General features: G+C 46.0%; 14 protein-coding genes. 11 read left to right on the top strand and 3 right to left on the bottom strand.

Annotated features, from left to right (window positions below; all coding sequences use genetic code 11):
- The first annotated feature begins 72 nt into the window (after positions 1-72).
- Positions 73-894, top strand: a complete 822-nt coding sequence (locus tag HQN88_RS19150) for a lipoate--protein ligase family protein (RefSeq protein WP_246320326.1) — start codon at positions 73-75, stop codon at positions 892-894.
- Here HQN88_RS19150 and HQN88_RS19155 read toward each other — a convergent pair.
- Positions 886-1,617 (bottom strand): alpha/beta hydrolase, encoded by a 732-nt coding sequence (locus tag HQN88_RS19155; protein WP_173115479.1) that lies wholly within the window; start codon positions 1,615-1,617, stop codon positions 886-888. The two genes, HQN88_RS19150 and HQN88_RS19155, sit on opposite strands and share 9 nt — an antisense overlap.
- A gap of 218 nt (positions 1,618-1,835) precedes the next feature.
- Between HQN88_RS19155 and pdhA the strand changes: the two genes are divergently transcribed.
- The 6 genes from pdhA (at position 1,836) to HQN88_RS19185 (ending at position 9,944) form a co-directional block, all read left to right on the top strand.
- Complete coding sequence (gene pdhA / locus HQN88_RS19160; RefSeq protein ID WP_173115481.1) at positions 1,836-2,918, top strand: pyruvate dehydrogenase (acetyl-transferring) E1 component subunit alpha; 1,083 nt, start codon at positions 1,836-1,838, stop codon at positions 2,916-2,918.
- Between the two features lie 47 nt (positions 2,919-2,965).
- On the top strand, positions 2,966-3,946 hold the full coding sequence (locus tag HQN88_RS19165; protein WP_057311951.1) for an alpha-ketoacid dehydrogenase subunit beta: 981 nt from the start codon (positions 2,966-2,968) through the stop codon (positions 3,944-3,946).
- Positions 3,947-3,980: 34 nt separating this feature from the next.
- Positions 3,981-5,312, top strand: a complete 1,332-nt coding sequence (locus HQN88_RS19170; protein ID WP_173115483.1) for a dihydrolipoamide acetyltransferase family protein — start codon at positions 3,981-3,983, stop codon at positions 5,310-5,312.
- Between the two features lie 4 nt (positions 5,313-5,316).
- Positions 5,317-6,732, top strand: a complete 1,416-nt coding sequence (lpdA, locus tag HQN88_RS19175; protein ID WP_173115485.1) for a dihydrolipoyl dehydrogenase — start codon at positions 5,317-5,319, stop codon at positions 6,730-6,732.
- 194 nt (positions 6,733-6,926) lie between these two features.
- Entirely contained in the window at positions 6,927-7,661 is a 735-nt protein-coding gene (locus HQN88_RS19180) for a glycerophosphodiester phosphodiesterase (protein ID WP_173115486.1), read from the top strand.
- A 108-nt stretch (positions 7,662-7,769) separates the two neighbouring features.
- Positions 7,770-9,944 (top strand): AMP-binding protein, encoded by a 2,175-nt coding sequence (locus tag HQN88_RS19185; protein ID WP_246320327.1) that lies wholly within the window; start codon positions 7,770-7,772, stop codon positions 9,942-9,944.
- On the opposite strand, the gene HQN88_RS19190 is transcribed toward HQN88_RS19185, so the two are convergent.
- Complete coding sequence (locus tag HQN88_RS19190) at positions 9,941-10,885, bottom strand: diacylglycerol/lipid kinase family protein (protein WP_173115488.1); 945 nt, start codon at positions 10,883-10,885, stop codon at positions 9,941-9,943. The two genes, HQN88_RS19185 and HQN88_RS19190, sit on opposite strands and share 4 nt — an antisense overlap.
- A gap of 206 nt (positions 10,886-11,091) precedes the next feature.
- Between HQN88_RS19190 and HQN88_RS19195 the strand changes: the two genes are divergently transcribed.
- On the top strand, positions 11,092-12,858 hold the full coding sequence (locus HQN88_RS19195; protein ID WP_173115490.1) for a methyl-accepting chemotaxis protein: 1,767 nt from the start codon (positions 11,092-11,094) through the stop codon (positions 12,856-12,858).
- A gap of 495 nt (positions 12,859-13,353) precedes the next feature.
- Here the strand turns inward: HQN88_RS19195 and HQN88_RS19200 are convergent, their stop codons facing one another.
- Positions 13,354-14,034, bottom strand: a complete 681-nt coding sequence (locus HQN88_RS19200) for a PDDEXK family nuclease (RefSeq protein WP_173115492.1) — start codon at positions 14,032-14,034, stop codon at positions 13,354-13,356.
- 673 nt (positions 14,035-14,707) lie between these two features.
- On the opposite strand from HQN88_RS19200, the gene HQN88_RS19205 reads away from it, so the two are divergent.
- Genes HQN88_RS19205 through HQN88_RS19215 form a run of 3 tightly spaced genes read left to right on the top strand, consistent with a single transcriptional unit; the run spans position 14,708 to position 18,593 of the window.
- Positions 14,708-15,151 (top strand): OsmC family protein, encoded by a 444-nt coding sequence (locus tag HQN88_RS19205; protein ID WP_173115494.1) that lies wholly within the window; start codon positions 14,708-14,710, stop codon positions 15,149-15,151.
- Positions 15,152-15,183: 32 nt separating this feature from the next.
- A complete protein-coding gene (locus tag HQN88_RS19210; RefSeq protein WP_173115496.1) occupies positions 15,184-16,998 on the top strand; it encodes a cache domain-containing sensor histidine kinase in 1,815 nt (604 codons plus the stop codon).
- Positions 16,995-18,593, top strand: a complete 1,599-nt coding sequence (locus HQN88_RS19215; RefSeq protein WP_173115498.1) for a response regulator — start codon at positions 16,995-16,997, stop codon at positions 18,591-18,593. The genes HQN88_RS19210 and HQN88_RS19215 overlap by 4 nt, the downstream gene beginning before the upstream one ends.
- Positions 18,594-18,692 lie beyond the last annotated feature (99 nt).

Raw genomic sequence — 18,692 nt, forward strand, 5'->3', positions numbered from 1 at the left:
GGTATGATGGATGTTAAGCCTAATTGGCTATCCATGCTAATGACACATTCTAAACTCAGGAGACCTAACATTATGGCGACCCAACTGCCTTCAACCTTACGATTGCTAGATCGTTCAAATGACACTGAATCCCAACCAATTTTATATGCTTTTGCTTTAGAAGAGCTCCTATGTCGTGCTATTGGGCAGGGAACACCTCCCATCTTACATATTTGGCGGCACCCGCGCGCGTTCGTTATGGGCTTAAGAGATAGCAGATTACCAGGCGCCGCGAATGCGGATGAATGGCTGCGGAGTGAAGGTTATGATACCGCTGTACGTAATTCTGGAGGAGCGGCAGTACCTTTAGATAAAGGAGTCGTTAATATTTCCTTATTGCTTCCGAAGGATGCGGGAGATATGGAGCACCGCAAAGATTTCGAGGGGATGGTCGGATTGATTCGAGAAGTCATGGCTTCCATTACGGACCGAATTGACCAAGGGGAAATTATCGGTTCATTTTGCCCAGGGGAATTCGATCTGAGCATTGGAGGGCGTAAATTTTGCGGGATTGCACAGCGCAGACAGCAGCTTGCGATTTCTGTACAAGCTTTTCTAATTGTAGAAGGCCGCGGCGAGGAAAAGGCTGCATTAGCTCGTGGGTTTTATGAGAGGGCTGCAGTATCAGCAACTAAGCATGATTATCCGATTGTTGTGCAGGAGAGCATGTCGAGCTTAGCAGAGTGTCTGCACATCCCTTTAACAGCGGAGATGTTTGTCGAGCAATTGCGAGTGGTTATGAATAATCGAGGTATTCAGTTTGCTCAAGCTGAGGAAATCGCCGGCTACCCCGACGATTCTCAGATTCATGAAATGATTACGCTCATGAAGGATCGCTATGCCATTTCATCCTAAAAAATAATGCAGGGCTGTTGGTAGTTCAATTTGCCAGAAGCCCCATATATGTTTGCCAGGTTTCTCTGTATAGTGAAGCGTGGCATTTTTGTCTTGCAAAAACGTGTGAGTCAGTCTGTTTTCCCGGACGAAATCAAAGGTACCGCGCTCTGTTGTAACATCAGTTTCCTCTGTGCCGATTAACATATAAATCTCTAGCCAAGATAAGTCATCCTCTTGTTTAATTCTTTCACGGGTTATGTCGAAAAATGCGCCTGACAAGGATATAACTCGGCAAAAAAGGCTAGGATAATCTAAGGCGAGATGCAAGGAAATTGTTCCACCAAGTGAATCTCCTGCAAGAATGCGTTCTGATCGCTCCGTACGGACGGGATAACGACTTTCTACATAAGGGAGAAGCTCCTCTGCGAAAAATTGACAGTAGGCGTCATGACGCTCTCCTTCAGGCGCATATTCGGATGTCCGATTCACATTATTCACATCGACACCGACTACGATGGCAGGCTCTAAATCCTCATCTAAGATTAAACGAGTAAGGGTTGTAGCAATTCTGCCAAAATTAAAGAACTGTTCACCATCTTGACAGTAAATAACGGGATAAGAGAGCAGTTCGTTATAACCAGGGGGGAGATAGATCCGCAGGGGACGATTTTCTCCAAGCAGGCTCGAGGTGACTTCATCTTTGACAATAGTACGCTTATACAAACGGGAGTCGTCTAGCATCGTGGATCTCCTTCTCAATTGGGGTAGGTGTATTATAGCAGTTGTTGTTTCCTTATAAACTGTATTATATATTTTGTTAAACTGTACTATTCATTGACAGTAAAAAAGGTGAGATACCCCGCCACTACTGGTGTACAATTCACCAAAACAGGATTATAATAATACTATAACAGAAGTTCAGATAGTAGGCACCAAAATCATATAAGAGGTGAAATGGTATGAGTAAGCCACTTGTCAGCCAAGCAAATTATGAAGTGACCACAGAAAAGGTTGAGCCATTGCAGGTTCTTGCTCCAGACGGCACAGTCGTAAATTCCGACAAAATGCCGAAGCTTAGCGATGAACAATTAAAAGAATTAATGAGAAGAATGGTATTTACACGCGTATGGGATGAAAGAGCAGTTAATCTTGGTCGTCAAGGCCGTCTTGGTTTCTATGCACCGGTTTCTGGTCAAGAAGCATCCATGATCGGTAGTGAATTTGCCCTAAATAAAGACGATTTCATTTGCCCTGGTTACCGCGATATGCCGCAACTGGTATGGCACGGTCTTCCGCTTTATCAAGCATTCTTGTATTCCCGCGGTCATCAACATGGCGGACAAATTCCGCAAGATGTTCACGTACTTATGCCACAAATTATTATCGGCGCACAAATTCTTCACGCAACAGGCGTAGCGATGGCTTTCAAAAAGCGCAACCAACCGCGTGTAGCAATTACTTACACAGGTGACGGCGGAAGCTCTGAAGGTGATTTCTACGAAGGTATGAACTTTGCAGGCGCATTTAAATTGCCTGTCATTTACTTTGTACAAAACAATGGTTACGCGATTACAACACCTTATTCGAAACAAACAGGAGCACTTTCTGTTGCACATAAATCCGTTGCTGCGGGTATCAAAGGCGTGCAAGTAGACGGCATGGACGTTCTAGCTGTAGTTCAAGCTGTTACAGAAGCTGCTGAAAGAGGACGCAGAGGCGAAGGCGCTACGTTGATCGAAGCATTAACATACCGTTTCCGTCCACATTCCTTGGCCGATGATACGACGAAATACCGTACTAAAGACGAAGAGTCTGATTGGGAACCAAGAGATCCGCTTACACGTATGCGTTTGTTCTTGACGAAAAAAGGTCTTTGGAGCGAAGAAGAAGAAGCGAAAGTGAAGGAAGAAGCGAAAGCTACTGTTGCTGAGCACATCAAAAAAGCGGAAGAAACAGAGAAAATGACAGTCGCTGGTTTGATCGACTCCATGTTCGAAGTTACGCCTTCACATTTGGAAGAACAAAAAGAATTGTATAAATAGAGTAAACGTTCGAAACAAGTTTTAACTTTAGGAGGCACAGAGTAGTCATGGCACAAATGACAATGATTCAAGCGATAAAAGACGCGATGCGCGTAGAATTAGAAAGAGATCCTAATGTTATTTTGTTCGGTGAAGACGTTGGTAACGTTGGTGGCGTGTTCCGTGCAACAGAAGGCTTACAAAAAGAATTCGGCGAAGAGCGCGTATTCGATACGCCTCTTGCTGAGTCCGCAATCGGCGGACTTGCGGTTGGTTTAGGCGTACAGGGCTTCCGCCCAATCGCTGAAATCCAATTCGTAGGTTTCATCTACGAAGCACTTGACCAAATTTGCGTGCAAGCAGCTCGTATGCGTTACCGTTCCGGTGGTCGTTATAACTCTCCAATCGTATTCCGTACGCCTTTTGGCGGCGGGGTGAAAGCGGCTGAGCTTCATACGGATGCACTTGAAGGCCTACTTGTTCAAACACCAGGGATTAAAGTCGTTGTTCCTTCCAACCCTTATGACGCGAAAGGGCTACTAATTGCAGCGATTCGCGATAATGACCCTGTTTTCTTCATGGAGCATTTGAACTTATACCGTGCTTTCCGCGGCGAAGTACCAGAAGGCGAATATACTGTCGAGCTTGGCAAAGCGAATGTTGTTAAAGAAGGTTCTGACGTTACAATCATTACTTACGGCGCTATGGTTCACACATCCATGAAAGCCGCTGAAGAAATTGAAAAAACAGAAGGTGTGAAAGTCGAAGTTATCGACCTTCGTACACTTCTTCCATTGGATATTGATACCATTGTTACTTCCATTAAGAAAACAAACCGCGCGATTATCGTTCAAGAAGCGCAAAAAACTTCTGGAGTAGCCGCAGAGGTTATTGCTCAAATTAATGAGAAAGCGATTCTACATTTGGAAGCACCGGTTCTACGTATTTCACCACCAGATACCGTGTATCCATTTGCACAAATCGAAGATGCTTGGTTGCCAAGTCCAGCAAGCGTTATTGCTGGAATTAAGAAAGTACTTGAATTTTAATTCACCCAGTCGAAGGTAACAGGAGGTCGTACACGTGGCATTGTTTGAATACAAGTTCCCAGAGCTTGGTGAAGGCATACATGAAGGCGAGATCGTGAAAATGTTAGTTAAAGCGGGTGACACCGTAACTGACGAAACGATTCTTATGGAAGTACAGAATGATAAAGCAGTCGTTGAAGTTCCTTGTCCGGTTGAAGGCAAGATCGTCAGCGTTGCTGTCAAAGATGGACAAGTCTGCACAATCGGCGAGCTTGTGATGACGATTGAAGTGACAGGCGAGATGCCTGCGGCTTCGATGCATCAAGGTTCCAGCCACGCGGCACCAGCCGTGGCGGTAGCAACTCCACCTGCTGCTGCACCAGCAGCAGTAGCGGTAGCAACACCAGCAGCACCTGCGGCGGCTGCACCAGCACCAGCCGCGCCAACGGGTGGCGCGCGTGAAGTGCTTGCGACGCCTAGCGTGCGCAAGCTCGCAAGAGAGAAAGGCATCACACTCGCAGAGGTGACGCCTACAGGGAAGCACGGCCGCGTAACACGCGAGGACGTGGAAGGCTTTGGAGGAGCGGGCGCAACAGCGGCTCCGGCAGCAACGGAAGCTGCTCCTGCAGCAGCTGAATCCGCAGCACCTGCGGCGTCAGCTGCGCAAGTGGTTACAACAGGCGATCGCGTCGAAGAACGGATTCCGTTCAAAGGCATCCGTAAAATCATTGCTAACGCAATGGTGAAATCCGTGTACACGGCTCCGCACGTGACATTGATGGATGAAATCGACGTGTCGGCACTAGTCGCACTTCGTGAGCGCACGAAGCCTCTAGCTGAGAAAAAAGGCGTGAAACTGACATACCTTCCTTTCATCGTGAAAGCTTTGGTTGCAGCTTGCCGTCAATTCCCGGTTATGAACGCGATGATCGACGAAGAGAAGCAAGAAATCGTCTACAAAAAGTACTACAACATCGGAATCGCGACAGATACAGACAACGGCTTGCTCGTTCCTGTTATCCATGATGCTGACCGTAAAAACGTATGGTCGATTGCTTCTTCAATAAAAGATTTGGCTGTTCGCGGTCGTGAAGGCAAATTGTCTCCGAACGAAATGAAAGGCGGCACCATTTCGATCACGAACATTGGTTCCGTTGGCGGTATGTTCTTCACTCCGGTTATCAACTTCCCTGAAGTTGCGATCCTAGGCGCAGGCCGTATCACAGAAAAACCAGTTGTGAAAAACGGTGAAATTGCCGTTGGACACGTTATGGCGCTTTCCTTGAGTTTCGATCACCGTATCGTTGACGGAGCGACAGCACAAAGCTTCTTGAACTACATCAAACAGCTTCTGGCTGATCCAGAGCTTCTCGTCTTGGAGGTGTAACAACATGGTAGTGGGAGATGCTTCTCTAGATATAGATTTGTTGGTTATCGGTGCAGGCCCTGGCGGTTACGTAGCTGCCATCCGGGCTGCTCAACTTGGCCAAAGTGTTCTAATTGTTGATAAAGACGCTTGGGGAGGCGTGTGTTTGAACCGCGGCTGTATCCCATCCAAAGCTTTGATCTCAGCAGCACATACGTATGAGCACGCTCAGCATGCGGACAGCATCGGGATCTCCGTAGAGAACGTGAAAGTGGACTTTGCGAAGGTACAAGCTTGGAAAAACAGCATCGTTGCCAAACAAACTGGCGGCGTTAGCGCTTTGCTGAAAGGCAACAAGATCCAAACGTTCCAAGGTGAAGCGATGTTTATCAATGAGCACGAAGCACGTGTGTTCAATGATGCAGAAGCACCGCGTTACCGCTTCAAAAACTGTATTATCGCAACAGGATCACGTCCAATTGAGTTGAAAGCTTTCCCTTACGGCGGAAGAATCATCTCCTCGACGGAAGCGTTGAACTTTCCTGAAATTCCGAAAAGCATGATCGTTATCGGCGGTGGCTATATCGGAATCGAACTTGGTCAAACGTATGCGAAATTCGGTACGAAAGTTACAGTGTTGGAAGGCTCTGATCACGTGCTTCCAGGCTTCGAGAAAGAATTGACGAAGCTGGTTGCTAAGAGTCTTGATAAAGTTGGCGTAGAGGTTCATACGGAAGCCTTGGCGCAATCCTGCACGAAAACAGACAACGATGTTACGGTTACATTCACAGTTAAAGGCGAAGAGAAACAAGTAACAGCAGATTACGTTCTAGTAACTGTTGGGCGTCGTCCGAACACAGATGGCGAACTTGGACTAGACCTTATTAACTTGAAAATGACAGACCGCGGTTTGATTGAAGTCGACAACCAAGGTAGAACGAGCATCCCTCACATTTTCGCAATTGGTGATGTCGTTCCTGGTCTTTCCTTGGCACACAAAGCTTCTTATGAGGCAAAAGTGGCGGCTGAAGCGATTGCTGGTCACGCTAGTATCGTTGATTACAAAGCAATGCCTGCTGTTGTATTCTCCGATCCGGAGATTGCTGGCGTAGGTCTTAGCGAAACCGAAGCGAAAGCGCAAGGTATCAATGTTACCATTGGTAAATTCCCTTACGCGGCTAACGGACGTGCAAACTCTTTGAACGCGGCTCAAGGCTTCGTGAAGCTTGTCGGCGACAAAGAAACTGGCCAATTGCTTGGTGGACAAATCGTAGGACCAGAAGCTTCGAACTTGATTGGTGAGCTTGCGCTTGCTGTTGAGATGGGCGCTAACCTGGAAGATATCGCGCTTACGATCCATGCACATCCAACATTGACTGAAATGATTATGGATGCTGCTGAAGGTGCACTTGGACACCCGATTCACCAACTTGGTAAATAATTTTTTTCATCCGGTTATTTTATGCCTTTAGATAAAAGTCCCGAGAGTTTGGCTGTAAAGCCGCTCTACGGGACTCTTTTCATTTCTGTGGGATGGGAAAACGGGAACATGATGATTATTGACGCTGCGAATCGGCTGCTTATATAATTTGTAGAGGGAGTTATGTAAGCTAAAAAACGTAGGGAGCGTTGCACATGCATACACCGAAACCGATCATTATTGGTCATCGCGGCGCGGCGGGTGAAGCTCCAGAGAACACGCTGGCTTCATTTGCATTAGCGCTTTCGCAAGGTGCACAGGCGATTGAATTGGATGTTCATATTACGAAGGATGGCGAGATCGTCGTTTGCCATGATGGAACATTGGATCGAACAACGAATGGTTCAGGACTTATTTGCAATCAACAATGGGCAGACATACAGAAACTTGACGCAGGAGCTTGGTTTTCGGAGAAGTTCAGAGGGGAACGCATCCCCCTTCTAAGTGAGGTATTTGATATAGTGCCGAAGGGTACCCTCATCAATGTGGAAGTGAAGCATGCCTACGAAGGGCGTATGGAGAGTGCGCTTCTGGCGTTTTTACGAGAGACTGATGATCGGTACGAAGATGTCGTAGTTTCTTCTTTTGACCATAAAGTGATTCAACGTCTAAAACGGGCAGAACCCGCGTTGAAGGTAGGCTTGCTGTATGCAGCGAATCTCATTGACCATGCGGCATATGCGAAACTGCTTGAGGTTGAGGTCTACTCCCTGCATCCGCATCACCATTCCTTTGAAAGAGAGGATATAGCGTTGGCCGCGTCAGATGGGCTAGCTGTTTACCCCTACACAGTGAATGAACTTACGGACTACCAACGGATGATTGAATCCGGTGTCACGGGGATCATCACAGATTTTCCGGGCAGGTTGAAAGCATTTTTAAATATATAGCCAAGAATAAATAGACCGAAGCATACACATGCCGAGGTCTTATTTCTTTTTCCCGCATACAATGAACTATTGACAGACTCGAACGAGATACCAATAGGGGGAATTTCCATGTTCAAATGGATGTTCGTTACGCTAGTAAGGCTTTTACTTCCGTGCTTGCGTCTGTTTGTGTTGCTTGCTTTTAAGGTGAAAGTGACGGGCATGGAGAAACTCGATATGACGAGCAAAACAGTTCTTATTCCGAACCACGTATCGTTGTTGGATGCGGTGGTGCTCGCTTTGATTTTGCCTAAAGATGTGGCATTCGTAGTGAATACGAACATTGCGAAGCGATTTGCGTGGATACTCCACTTCAGGGCACATATCACTGTGGATACCTCGAACCCGTATGCAGTTCGTACCATGCTGAAAACGATTCAAAGTGGAACACCTCTTGTCATTTTTCCGGAAGGACGGATCACGACGACAGGTGGCATGATGAAAATATATGGTGGCATCGGATACCTTGCCCTACGTTCACAGGCACGCATTGTGCCGATTTCTATTGAGGGTTTGGAGCATTCGAAGCTCTCCTATTTACGTGGAAAAATAAAGCAGCGCTGGTTGCCGAGGGTGAACATTGCGTTTGGTGAAGCTTTTCAAGTGACGGCAGGTGATGAGCGGTTCACGAGGAAAGTTCAAAAGGAGCAGGCAACGGAGACGATTCGCGCTAAGTTGTTGCAACATTTGCTGGATAGTCGGATTCAACCCGAGGTTAATTTATTCAACGAGCTGCTGGCAGCGGCTAGTCGGCATGGTCAATCGCGGGTCATTTGCGAAGATGTGATGAGTCATTCATCTTTGACGTATCGGAAACTGCAGCTGAGCAGCTATACATTGGCAGTTCGGTTGGGGAAGCTTTTGGCTGGACAAAAGCGGGTTGCCTTACTGCTGCCCAATGCCGCAGGGCATGTGGTAACGTTGTTTGCCCTATTCCGATTAGGCGTTACGCCAGCGATATTGAATTACTCTGCCGGGAGGCAGGCGATGCTGGAAGCGTGTGAAACGGCCGAAGTGAAGACTGTGCTGACGTCTAAGGTTTTTATCGAGAAGGCGGGTTTATTGGATTTTATCCAGAGTGCTAGCGGGTTATTCACGCTTATTTATCTAGAGGATGTTAAGGAAGCGCTAACTTTACAAGATAAGCTCCATGGTATGTTGGATTTTGTGCAGCGGAAGAAGGGGCCGGTAGGTTCTGATCTCAATGAAGCTGTGCTATTCACATCAGGCAGTGAGAGTAAACCGAAGGGTGTCGTGCTAACGCACCGAAATATTTGTGCGAATATACAACAGGCGAGGCTTGTAATTGCCTTTAATAGTTCTGATAGCGTGCTTGGCAGCATGCCGATGTTTCATTCGTTCGGGCTGACAGCGGGAACGATGCTTCCAATTCTTTCGGGAGTGAAGCTGGTTCTATATCCCAATCCCTTGCATTACAAAGTCATTCCAGAGCTCGTATATGACCGGAATATTACGATTTTATTCGGCACATCCACGTTCCTTGGAGCTTACGCGAGAACGGCGCATCCCTATGATTTTGCCCATTCCTTACGATATGTTGTGGCTGGTGCTGAAAGGTTGAAAGAGGAAGTCCGTCAAATATGGCAGGATAAATTCGGAATTCGCATTCTGGAGGGCTATGGAACGACGGAAACTACGCCTGTTATTTCACTGAACACGCCGATGAACGCGAAGAAAGGCTCTGTCGGCAAATTGCTGCCTGGCATCGAAGCTGTCATTGAAGCAGTAGATGGGATTGCAACAGGTGGTCATTTGCTCGTTAAGGGTCCTAACGTGATGAAAGGCTATTTGATTCATAGTCGGGGTTTCGTTCCTGCTTCGGAGTGGTATAGCACCGGGGATATCGTGACATTGGATGATCAGGGCTACTTGTTCATTCAAGCGCGTTTGCAGTCTTTTGCTAAAATAGGTGGTGAAAAAGTATCGCTTCTGATGGTAGAAGAGCTCGTATCTAAGAGTTTGGCTGCACCTGCGGTTTGTGCTGCGGTACATGTGCCTGATCGGAGAAAAGGTGAGCGAATCATTGTTTATCACACCAGTAAGGTGAGTCCTCTTGAAGCGGTTCGCGAGTCGATGAGGCAGGCGGGGCAACCGTCGATTTATATGCCTTCAGAGTTTCGTTATATCGAGAAACTGCCGCTATTGGGCAGTGGGAAGATTGATTATGTGACGATGAAGCATTGGGCACTGACAAATGATGGTGGAAGTTCACCCACAGCTTAAGCTGTGGGTTTTGAACGTATGACGGTAATGGCGGCGGGGATGAGTTCAATTTGCAGCGGCGTGGAGCCAGCAAACTCCCCATCGGCTTGGACAAGCAAGGGATTTTCAGTTCGAATGGAAATCGATTTTCCTTTGTAAAAAGAGACAGCAGGATGCTGGGTGTGTTTGCCCTGGTACACGGTGAAAAGAACGGGTAGGAGGCGAAGGCGACTCTTGCTTTGAATCACCACAACATCGGCCATACCGTCTGTTGGACTTGCTGTTGGGCAAATCTGAATGGCGCCCCCGTAAAAAGGGATATTCGCAACGGCAGCCAACCACATGTTAGGTAATTTCGTTACGCGGCCATCTACTTCTATCCAAGCGGTGGAAGGTTGATAAGTTCCGAACACACGAAGTATAGAAATGAAATAGGATAGCTTTCCTAGTCCTAGGCGGTTGAGGAACTTTTTGTAGCTGGCTTCATTCGTAATCTTGGCAACCATCCCGTCAAAGCCTGCGCCAATGCTATTAACGGCGACTTGATTAATCTGAATGGCATAAAGTAGGTCAATTTGCAAGGTGTTGGCGGCATGAAGGGCAATATGTAGAGCTTCAAGTGGATGATTAGGGATACCGTAGGCTTTGGCAAAATCATTCCCTGTTCCTGCTGGAATAATGGCGAGGGAACAGAATGGAGTGGAGTGGTTGCTAGTCTGAAGCTGCCAAACACCACCTGCTACTTCATGAACGGTGCCATCTCCGCCAATGATGATAATCCGTTGAACATGATGTTCTTGAATCAGTGTAATGGCCAGTTGCGTTGCTTCACCTGCTTGGGTTGTTAATTTGGCTAGATAAGTGATTCGATTTGTTTGGAGGTAGGATTGGACTTCTCCCCAGATGTGAGCTCCTCTGCCATTGCCTGAAAGCGGGTTCACAATGATTCCGATTTTTCCCATGTGTAATACCCCCTTATATTATCGTTGATGTGGTAGTATTTGGTAACTGAAGTAGTTGTTCTAGTAAGGTTTATACGAATTTTTCTTTACATAAAGGAGACTGTTTTGTAAAATAAACCATAGGTTAATTAATTAATCTTGATGTAAGGTTTTGTGCCATGGGAGAGCGGTTTTATGATTTACACTCGGGGGGAGAATGGGTAACTTTGAAATTTGAATCGAAATTGAATAGCATGCATAACACGGGAAAGCTCAACGTCAACCTATCCACTCTTCGTAATCTGAAACTTCGTTTTAAATTGCTGTTCATGAATGCGATTGCTATTTTATTTTTATTAATTGTAGGGATTACGGGCTATCATTATATGGACAAGATGTCTAGTAACTCTACTAGAATGTACGAGGAAAGTCTGCTATCTGTCAAATGGATTAATCAACTCCAATCAAATTTCAATGAAACCGAATCTAATTTGCTAGAGATGATGTTATCCACGGATGTGAAGTATAAGGCTAAGCTCAAAGCTAAGTTGGATGAGAACGCAGGTACCAATAAAGAATTAGTTACGAAAATCGCGGGAATTGCGCTGAGTGTGGAAGAGGATGGAGCATTCAAAAGCTTCGAGGAGCTGAATCTGAAATATCGTGAAGTCGTCACTAAAACCATAGAACAAGCGACGCAAAATAATCAAGTTGCTTATCAAGTTTACAATAATGAAGTATCTCCGCAAGGCGATAGAACGGTAGAAGCATTAGATAAGCTCGTAGCGCTTAAAGAATCAGCGGCGGAACAATTCCAGAAATCCAGTAGTTCAGATTCAGCAACCTCGCATGGGGTGATTATACTTACGATCATTATTGCGATTGTTGTGATGACTTTGGGCGCATTGACGTTGGACATGATTATTTCTACACCCATCCGCAAACTCCAAGAAAATATGGAGAAGGCAGCAGATGGAGATCTGTCTGTTAAAGGCGACTACCCCTATGAGGATGAAGTTGGTAAATTAACGAGTTCCTTTAATGCGATGACGGGGAGCTTGCGCAGTCTAGTTAGGCAAATCTCAGATAATGCTCTAACGCTTTCAGCGAGTTCGGAAGAGCTTCTTGCCAGCTCAGAACAAAGCTCTCTAGCGGCAAGACAGGTAGCTACTTCTAGTCAGCAGCTGTCAGAAGATTTCGATAAGCAATTTGCTGGTGTGACACAAGCGAATGAGGCTGTTGGCTTGATGCTGACTAGCACGAAGCAAATTGATGAATCGGCGCAAATGGTTGCTGGGCTCGTGAATCAAGCAACACAGGCTGCTCAGCATGGTAAGCAATCAGTCGTTTCGATCGCGGGGCAAATGTCTGAGATTTCGGACGCGGTTCGTGACGTTAATGTAGTGATTGAAGCTTTGGGTAAAAATGCACACAAAATTGGTGAAATCGTCAATGTTATTAATGAGATTTCGACACAGACGAATCTGCTTTCCTTGAATGCAGCGATTGAAGCAGCACGTGCGGGGGAAGCTGGGCGCGGCTTCGCAGTTGTTGCTGGGGAAGTGCGCAAACTTGCTGAGCAGTCGGCCACTTCGGCGCGAAATATTACAGAGCTGGTGTCGACGATTCAAAGGCAGATTAATCAAGCTGTAAGCTCCATGCATAACGGAGCAGGGAAAGTGCAAGAAGGATTGACGATTTCGGAGGCAGCTCAAGAATCGTTCGTACATATCGAGACTTCGGTCGAGAAGGTAAATATGAAAGTAGAAGATGTGAACCGAAACATCCACCAGCTTGTGGATGCGAACTTGCGCATCGAACAAGTGATGCGCATTGTGAGCTCCGTTTCGGAGACGGGGATTTCCGTCAGCCAAGAGACATCTGCTGCGAGTCAGCAGCAAATGTCGACCACGGAGGAAATCGAGAATTCCGCGAAGTCCCTGGCAGGACTGGCGGAAGAATTACAAATTTCGCTGCAGAAATTTAAGGTGTAGAAGTGGACCCGCTGGCGTTTGCCGCGGGTTTTTGGTTTGTGTGTTGTAACGGTGAAAAACACGGTTACAGCGTGAGAACGTAGGTGAATGAGTCGCGAATGAAGCTGTAACGGTGAAAAACACGGTTACAGCGTGAGAACATAGGTGAATGTGCCGCGAAGGAGGCTGTAACGGTGAAAAACACGGTTACAGCGTGAGAACGTAGGCAAATGTGCCGCGAATGAAGCTGTAACGGTGAAAAACACGGTTACAGCGTGAGAACGTAGGGGAATGCGCCGCGAATGAAGCTGTAACGGTGAAAAACACGGTTACAGCGTGAGAACGTAAGGGAATGCGCGGCGAATGAAGCTGTAACGGTGAAAAACACGCTTGCAGCGCGAGAACGTAGGTGAATGAGTCGCGAATGAAGCTGTAACGGTGAAAAACATGATTGCAGCGTGAGAACGTAGGGGAATGCACGCCGGTATATGGTAGCTCAAGCTGCCATTTCGCATGCTATCCCATCAACTGTTGTAGCGCTTCATCTGTAGGACGGTAATATTTTATCCGCTGAGTTCCTTTTCCAACGCTTTCAAGGAGCTTTTTATCATGCATAATCTTGAGTAACTGACGCGCTTTCTGCTCTTTAATGGATAAAACCCCGCACACAACTTGATTTGTAAGAGGCGTCTCTAAGTTAATCGCATACCGCAAAACTTCCTTCTCCACGTAGCTTATCACTTTGGCCAAACCGTCGTTCATACCCAGATAGCGGCCCATAAATTGTTGTAAGACTTGTTGGCACATACGTGGGCGGTCTTTGATATCGTCGTAGGAGAAACGGAGGATTCGCCAGCCGTCGATGATGAGATGGTTCTGACGAATGAGGTGATCCGAGAATTGGGAGCGGCTAATTTGTGAGGCGTGGGTTGTGAAACCATCGATTTCGATGGCAAGTTTGAGTGTATGTTTGATAAAAGCAAAATCAAGGAATCGGGTTCCATCTCGGAAGTCTTTCACTTCATATTCGGGATGAAGATCGTTGAAATGTTTAAAAGCAGGCCACCAAACCTGCAAAAGAAATAGTTTTTCAGCATGACTGTGGCCTTCCAACAGTCTGCGAAGAGAGTCACCTTTGCGAGTAGACGAGTGGTAAGCAATAAAGCCGTCATGTGCAACTTCAAATTCAATTTTCATGTGGATGCCTCCTTGAAATAAATAAAGCCACTTCTCTATATCTGCCTAGGCGGATATTAGAAAAGCGGCGTATGCTTTACGACCAACTATTTCTATATACTAGCACATACACTCCGTATATCACCACGTATTGACACGCATGTACAATTGTTATATAATATTAAAGTTGATTGAAATGAAACCATATAAACACTTCATATTTAGCCTCATTTACCCCACACGAACGATTAGCGAGAAGAAAGTAACCCCCTCTCCTTGTTTGTTTTTCTCCCAATGCGCAGTCCATCAGCTCATTTATGGTAAACCCGAGGCAACGTAAGTGTTTCGGCAGTAAGTGTTTGTAACGCAATTCGCACTGGCGCGGTCATTGGAGCCGCAAGGATGAAAGAGAGGTAGGGCTTTCATTGTTTTGATATTCCAACACATGAATTACGCAATTTCATAGAGATCAATTGAAGTTAGATAAATCGTTTTCGTGCTGATTAGGTGCGGGAACGATTTTTTATGTTGTTCTTTGCTGGTGAATCCTGTTCTCTTCCTTTACAATAAAATCAAATCAACCAAAGGTTTGTTAGGATTGCTCGGTCCTCGCCAATGATAGCCAGACTCTTATTCCGATACTTAGGTGCTATTACGGAGCACATATTACATAGAGAAAAGAGGCGCACTTCCCATGCCAGAACACGTATTTGAACTTAAAGCAACATGGACAGGCGGTCTAGAGGGGACCGGCCATCTTCAAGCAGATGGTTTCCAGGCTCCCATTTCCGTACCAAGCGAATTTGACGGCCCCGGCGTGGGAACGAATCCCGAAGAAATGCTGCTCGGTGCCGCGGCAACCTGTTACATAATCACGTTAGGCACGCTGCTTGCAAGAGAACGCATCGTATCCCTTGAACTCCATTCCCACATCTACGTCCAGAACCGACCAACGATGAAAGTAAATGCGATCGTCCATCGTCCTCTTATTTCCGTACCACCACATATGACCGAAGCGCAATTGGATAAAATAAGCAAAGCTGCATTACGTGCGGAACAGACATGCATGATTAGCAAAGCCTTGCGAGGTAATGTAGATATAAGCGTTGAGCCAGAGATTCGAATTTTGGATGTGTAGTTAACTTAAGTGAGAAGGAGCGCAGCGCAGCGATGAATCTGAACAAGAAAGTATTTATCGGTTTTTTACTCTTCATCATCATCCCCTTATTCGTCCTAGGGTCAGCGGTGTACACGGTCTCCCAGCAGCTAATCGAAAAAAAATATGGGGATTTAACAGAAGTCACGCTGCAAGCGATCTCTCGTAATATTTATTACATGTTCAAGGAAGCGAACTATTTCTCCGATTTCTGGATGGTCAAAGATAGTATTCAAGGCATTTATCGAACGATAGATGCTGCGAAACCGAATGCGGATCCCCTCTCTTCGTATGATTTGAACACATTTGATACGCTGCTTCGTGGCTCGATTCTGACCTACTCCCCTGTTCAATCTGTCGTCATTTACAACAATAGTGGCAAATCCTTTAGCGCTGGGCGAACGAGCGGAAGTTCGATTCCTTGGCAAACGATTCAGCAAAGCTTGGCGTTCCAGCATATCCAGGAGCTGAATGGCAGTCCACTCTGGATCGGCCCCTCCGAATTCAAGGAGTTCGGTTCAAACCGCGGCGAATTCTATCAAGCGCGAATGGTGAAAGATTTTTGGACGATGGATAATCTCGGTTATATGCTGTTGAAATTTAAATTTAATGAGCTGGATCAGATATTTAAATCCTTTAATACGAGCGAGCAAAACTCCAAACGTTATCTGCTGATCAATAAAAACGGTCTTATTTTTTACGATAATAAACAAAGCTTAGAAGGAGCTAATGTCCTTCAATTAACCCAGGGTAAATTGGATCTTGGATTCAACAATTACAGTTTCAAGGCCGATTTTCAAAATGAAAAAAGTCTCATTTCCCTCTATCATTTGAATATTAATGGGATGGGTGTTCAGGACTGGAGTGTCGTATCGATCACGTCATGGAAATATGTTGCTGGTGAAATCGAGACGATTATGAAGCTGGTGGCGGGGATTACGTTTATTTGTTTGTTCTTTGCTCTGGTGTATAACCTTGTCTTCGTAAGACGTATTATTCAACTGATTCTTCGCATGCTCTCCTCTATGAAAAAGGTGGAGCGTGGTGATCTAACTACCCGCATGGAAGTGAGCGGAAAGGATGAAACCACAGCGCTAGCGAGAGGATTTAATAGTCTGGTCGTAAGGGTCGAGGATTTGCTCGAAGAGGTGAAGCGTCAGCAGGACCGCAAAAACAAAGCAGAGCTCATGCTGCTGCAAGCGCAGATTAAGCCTCATTTTCTTTTTAATACACTCGAGTCCATTAATGTTCTAGCCATTCAAAATCAAGGGAAGAAAGTCAGTCAAATGGTGATCCGTCTTGGGAATTTGCTGAGAATTGGGATGGAAAACCGGGAAGAGATAACGTTGAAGCAGGAGCTTGAGCATCTGCGCAGCTACTTGGAAATTCAGGAATTCAGGTTTGAAGATCAGTTTCAATATACGATTGAAGCGCCTCCGGAACTGCTCCATGAGGACATTTTAAAGCTAACCTTACAGCCTTTGGTCGAGAATAGCTTACAGCATGGTTTTGAACCGATTGATTATATGGGACTGATTGCGGTGAAGGTTGTGGATGAAGGGGATCGAATTGGGCTATACGTGACGGATAACGGTGTTGGTATTAGTAACGAAAAACTAGCGAAATTTCATTATAAAACCGAGCTAGAGACACCATTTCATGAAATTTTGGAATCGAATGAAGAACGCCGAGGTCTTGGTGTAAGCAATGTTGCGGATCGGGTTCGGATTCAATATGGCGAACTCTATGGGATGTTTATTTGTTCCCAAGAAGGTCAAGGTACGACGATGAAGGTGATTATTCCGAAAAGGAAGAGGGATGCAGGGTGAGGTTAAAAGCGATTTTGGCAGATGATGAGCCTAACATTTTACGTAATTTGCAGGCGGTCATTCCTTGGGAAGAGCTCGAAATTGATATTGTAGGCACAGCCAAGAATGGGCTTGAAGCCTTGGAACTTTGCATTGGGCATATTCCGGACATCGTGATGAGTGATATTCGGATGCCGCAAATGGATGGCATTACGTTTATCCATAAGCTTCGGGAAATCAATGAGGACTGCACGGTGCTGATGGTGACGGGTTATCAGGATTTCGACTATGTGCGCTCACTCCTGCGGGTGGGGGTTAGTGATTATATTCTGAAGCCGATCAATTACGAAGAGCTGGAGAATTCGATTCGTAAACTTGCCGGCGAAATTCGTGCAAAGAAACAGAACCATCAAGAAGAACTCCTCAAGTGGGGGAAGATCAGAAGCTTGGCTTACGAGAAGATTTTGCAGGATATCATGATGGACTATACGGACATTACGGCGAGTACGCAGCTTCCAATTGATCAAGGGGATTTAGAGACGCTGCGCTATGTATTCGCCATCATTGATGTAGACAATTATTCACAGAAATCACTGCTGTGGACCGAGCAAGAACGTAAGCTGTGGAACTTCGCTGTACGCAATGTCCTACAGGATTCCTTGGCGGACGAGATAGCCAACCACACCGTTCTTCAGATGCGAGAAGGGGAATGGTCACTGCTCATGGCATGGGAGGAGACTGACCATACTAGCGTAGAAACGAAATTGTGTGAGCTAGCCGCTAAGCTGCAACGAAATGTTGTTCAATCTGTGAAGCTGGGGATTAGCGTGGGCTACTTTCCAGGTCCAGTAGGATTACAACAGCTAGCGGACACGTATCGAAAGCTGCAGAGATTCATGCAGTTGAATTTAGATAAGCAGCAGTCTGTGCTGCCATATAAAGAGGCCAAAGAATCCTCAGATGCGAATAGTTCGCTTTGGTTTTTGGTAGAAGAAATTGTTACAGGCATGAAGCAGTTGAATCGTCCCAAGACCGAGGATGCGCTGGATCGTCTTAAATTATTGCTGGAGGGTCTGTCGGAGGGATCATTCGCTCGGGCTTATCAGATGCTGCACTATTTGATCCTGCATGTGCTGCGAGAGTTGCGTGAAATGAATGCTCTCGATAGTCAGGAAGAAGAGCAGATATGGCGTGAGCTGGATAAAAGCGAAAGTATCCCGCATTTGCTGCAGGTTATGTTACAACTTGTATCGAACGGGCTTGAAGGTACGAACAAGAAGAAAAATAGTGAGCTCCTTATGGCTGCCGCCAAGGAATATATTCGAGCGCATTACTCCACGGATTTCGGCATCGAAGATATAGCCAGTTCGTTAGGGATTAGCTCGAGCTATTTCAGTTTGTTATTTAAACAACACTTTGGGGAAACCTTTGTGGAGCATGTCACGAAGCATCGGATGGAGCAAGCGAAATCCTTGTTGCTTCACAGTGACAAGAGTATAACCGATATTGGAAAATGCGTAGGCTATATCGAACGGCGTTATTTTACCAAGGTATTTCAGAAGTTTACTGGCGAAATTCCTTCCGAGTATCGGGATAAGCGCAAGGAAGGGAACTAGAGGAATTTGCCCCTAGATTAGGAATTTATCTGTCTTTAGCACGCATAGGGGTTCAATTATACTTAAATGGTAAGCTTAAAGAGGTTGTTTAAAAAGTCC

This window comes from Paenibacillus qinlingensis, from assembly GCF_013204845.1.
Lineage (GTDB): Bacteria > Bacillota > Bacilli > Paenibacillales > NBRC-103111 > Paenibacillus_E > Paenibacillus_E qinlingensis.

Coding starts and splice junctions, on each gene's coding strand:
- HQN88_RS19150 (WP_246320326.1), top strand. CDS start 73: ATGGCGACCCAACTGCCTTCAACCTTACGATTGCTAGATCGTTCAAAT.
- lpdA (WP_173115485.1), top strand. CDS start 5,317: ATGGTAGTGGGAGATGCTTCTCTAGATATAGATTTGTTGGTTATCGGT.
- HQN88_RS19190 (WP_173115488.1), bottom strand. CDS start 10,885: ATGGGAAAAATCGGAATCATTGTGAACCCGCTTTCAGGCAATGGCAGA.
- HQN88_RS19165 (WP_057311951.1), top strand. CDS start 2,966: ATGGCACAAATGACAATGATTCAAGCGATAAAAGACGCGATGCGCGTA.
- pdhA (WP_173115481.1), top strand. CDS start 1,836: ATGAGTAAGCCACTTGTCAGCCAAGCAAATTATGAAGTGACCACAGAA.
- HQN88_RS19180 (WP_173115486.1), top strand. CDS start 6,927: ATGCATACACCGAAACCGATCATTATTGGTCATCGCGGCGCGGCGGGT.
- HQN88_RS19210 (WP_173115496.1), top strand. CDS start 15,184: ATGAATCTGAACAAGAAAGTATTTATCGGTTTTTTACTCTTCATCATC.
- HQN88_RS19205 (WP_173115494.1), top strand. CDS start 14,708: ATGCCAGAACACGTATTTGAACTTAAAGCAACATGGACAGGCGGTCTA.
- HQN88_RS19200 (WP_173115492.1), bottom strand. CDS start 14,034: ATGAAAATTGAATTTGAAGTTGCACATGACGGCTTTATTGCTTACCAC.
- HQN88_RS19185 (WP_246320327.1), top strand. CDS start 7,770: ATGTTCAAATGGATGTTCGTTACGCTAGTAAGGCTTTTACTTCCGTGC.
- HQN88_RS19155 (WP_173115479.1), bottom strand. CDS start 1,617: ATGCTAGACGACTCCCGTTTGTATAAGCGTACTATTGTCAAAGATGAA.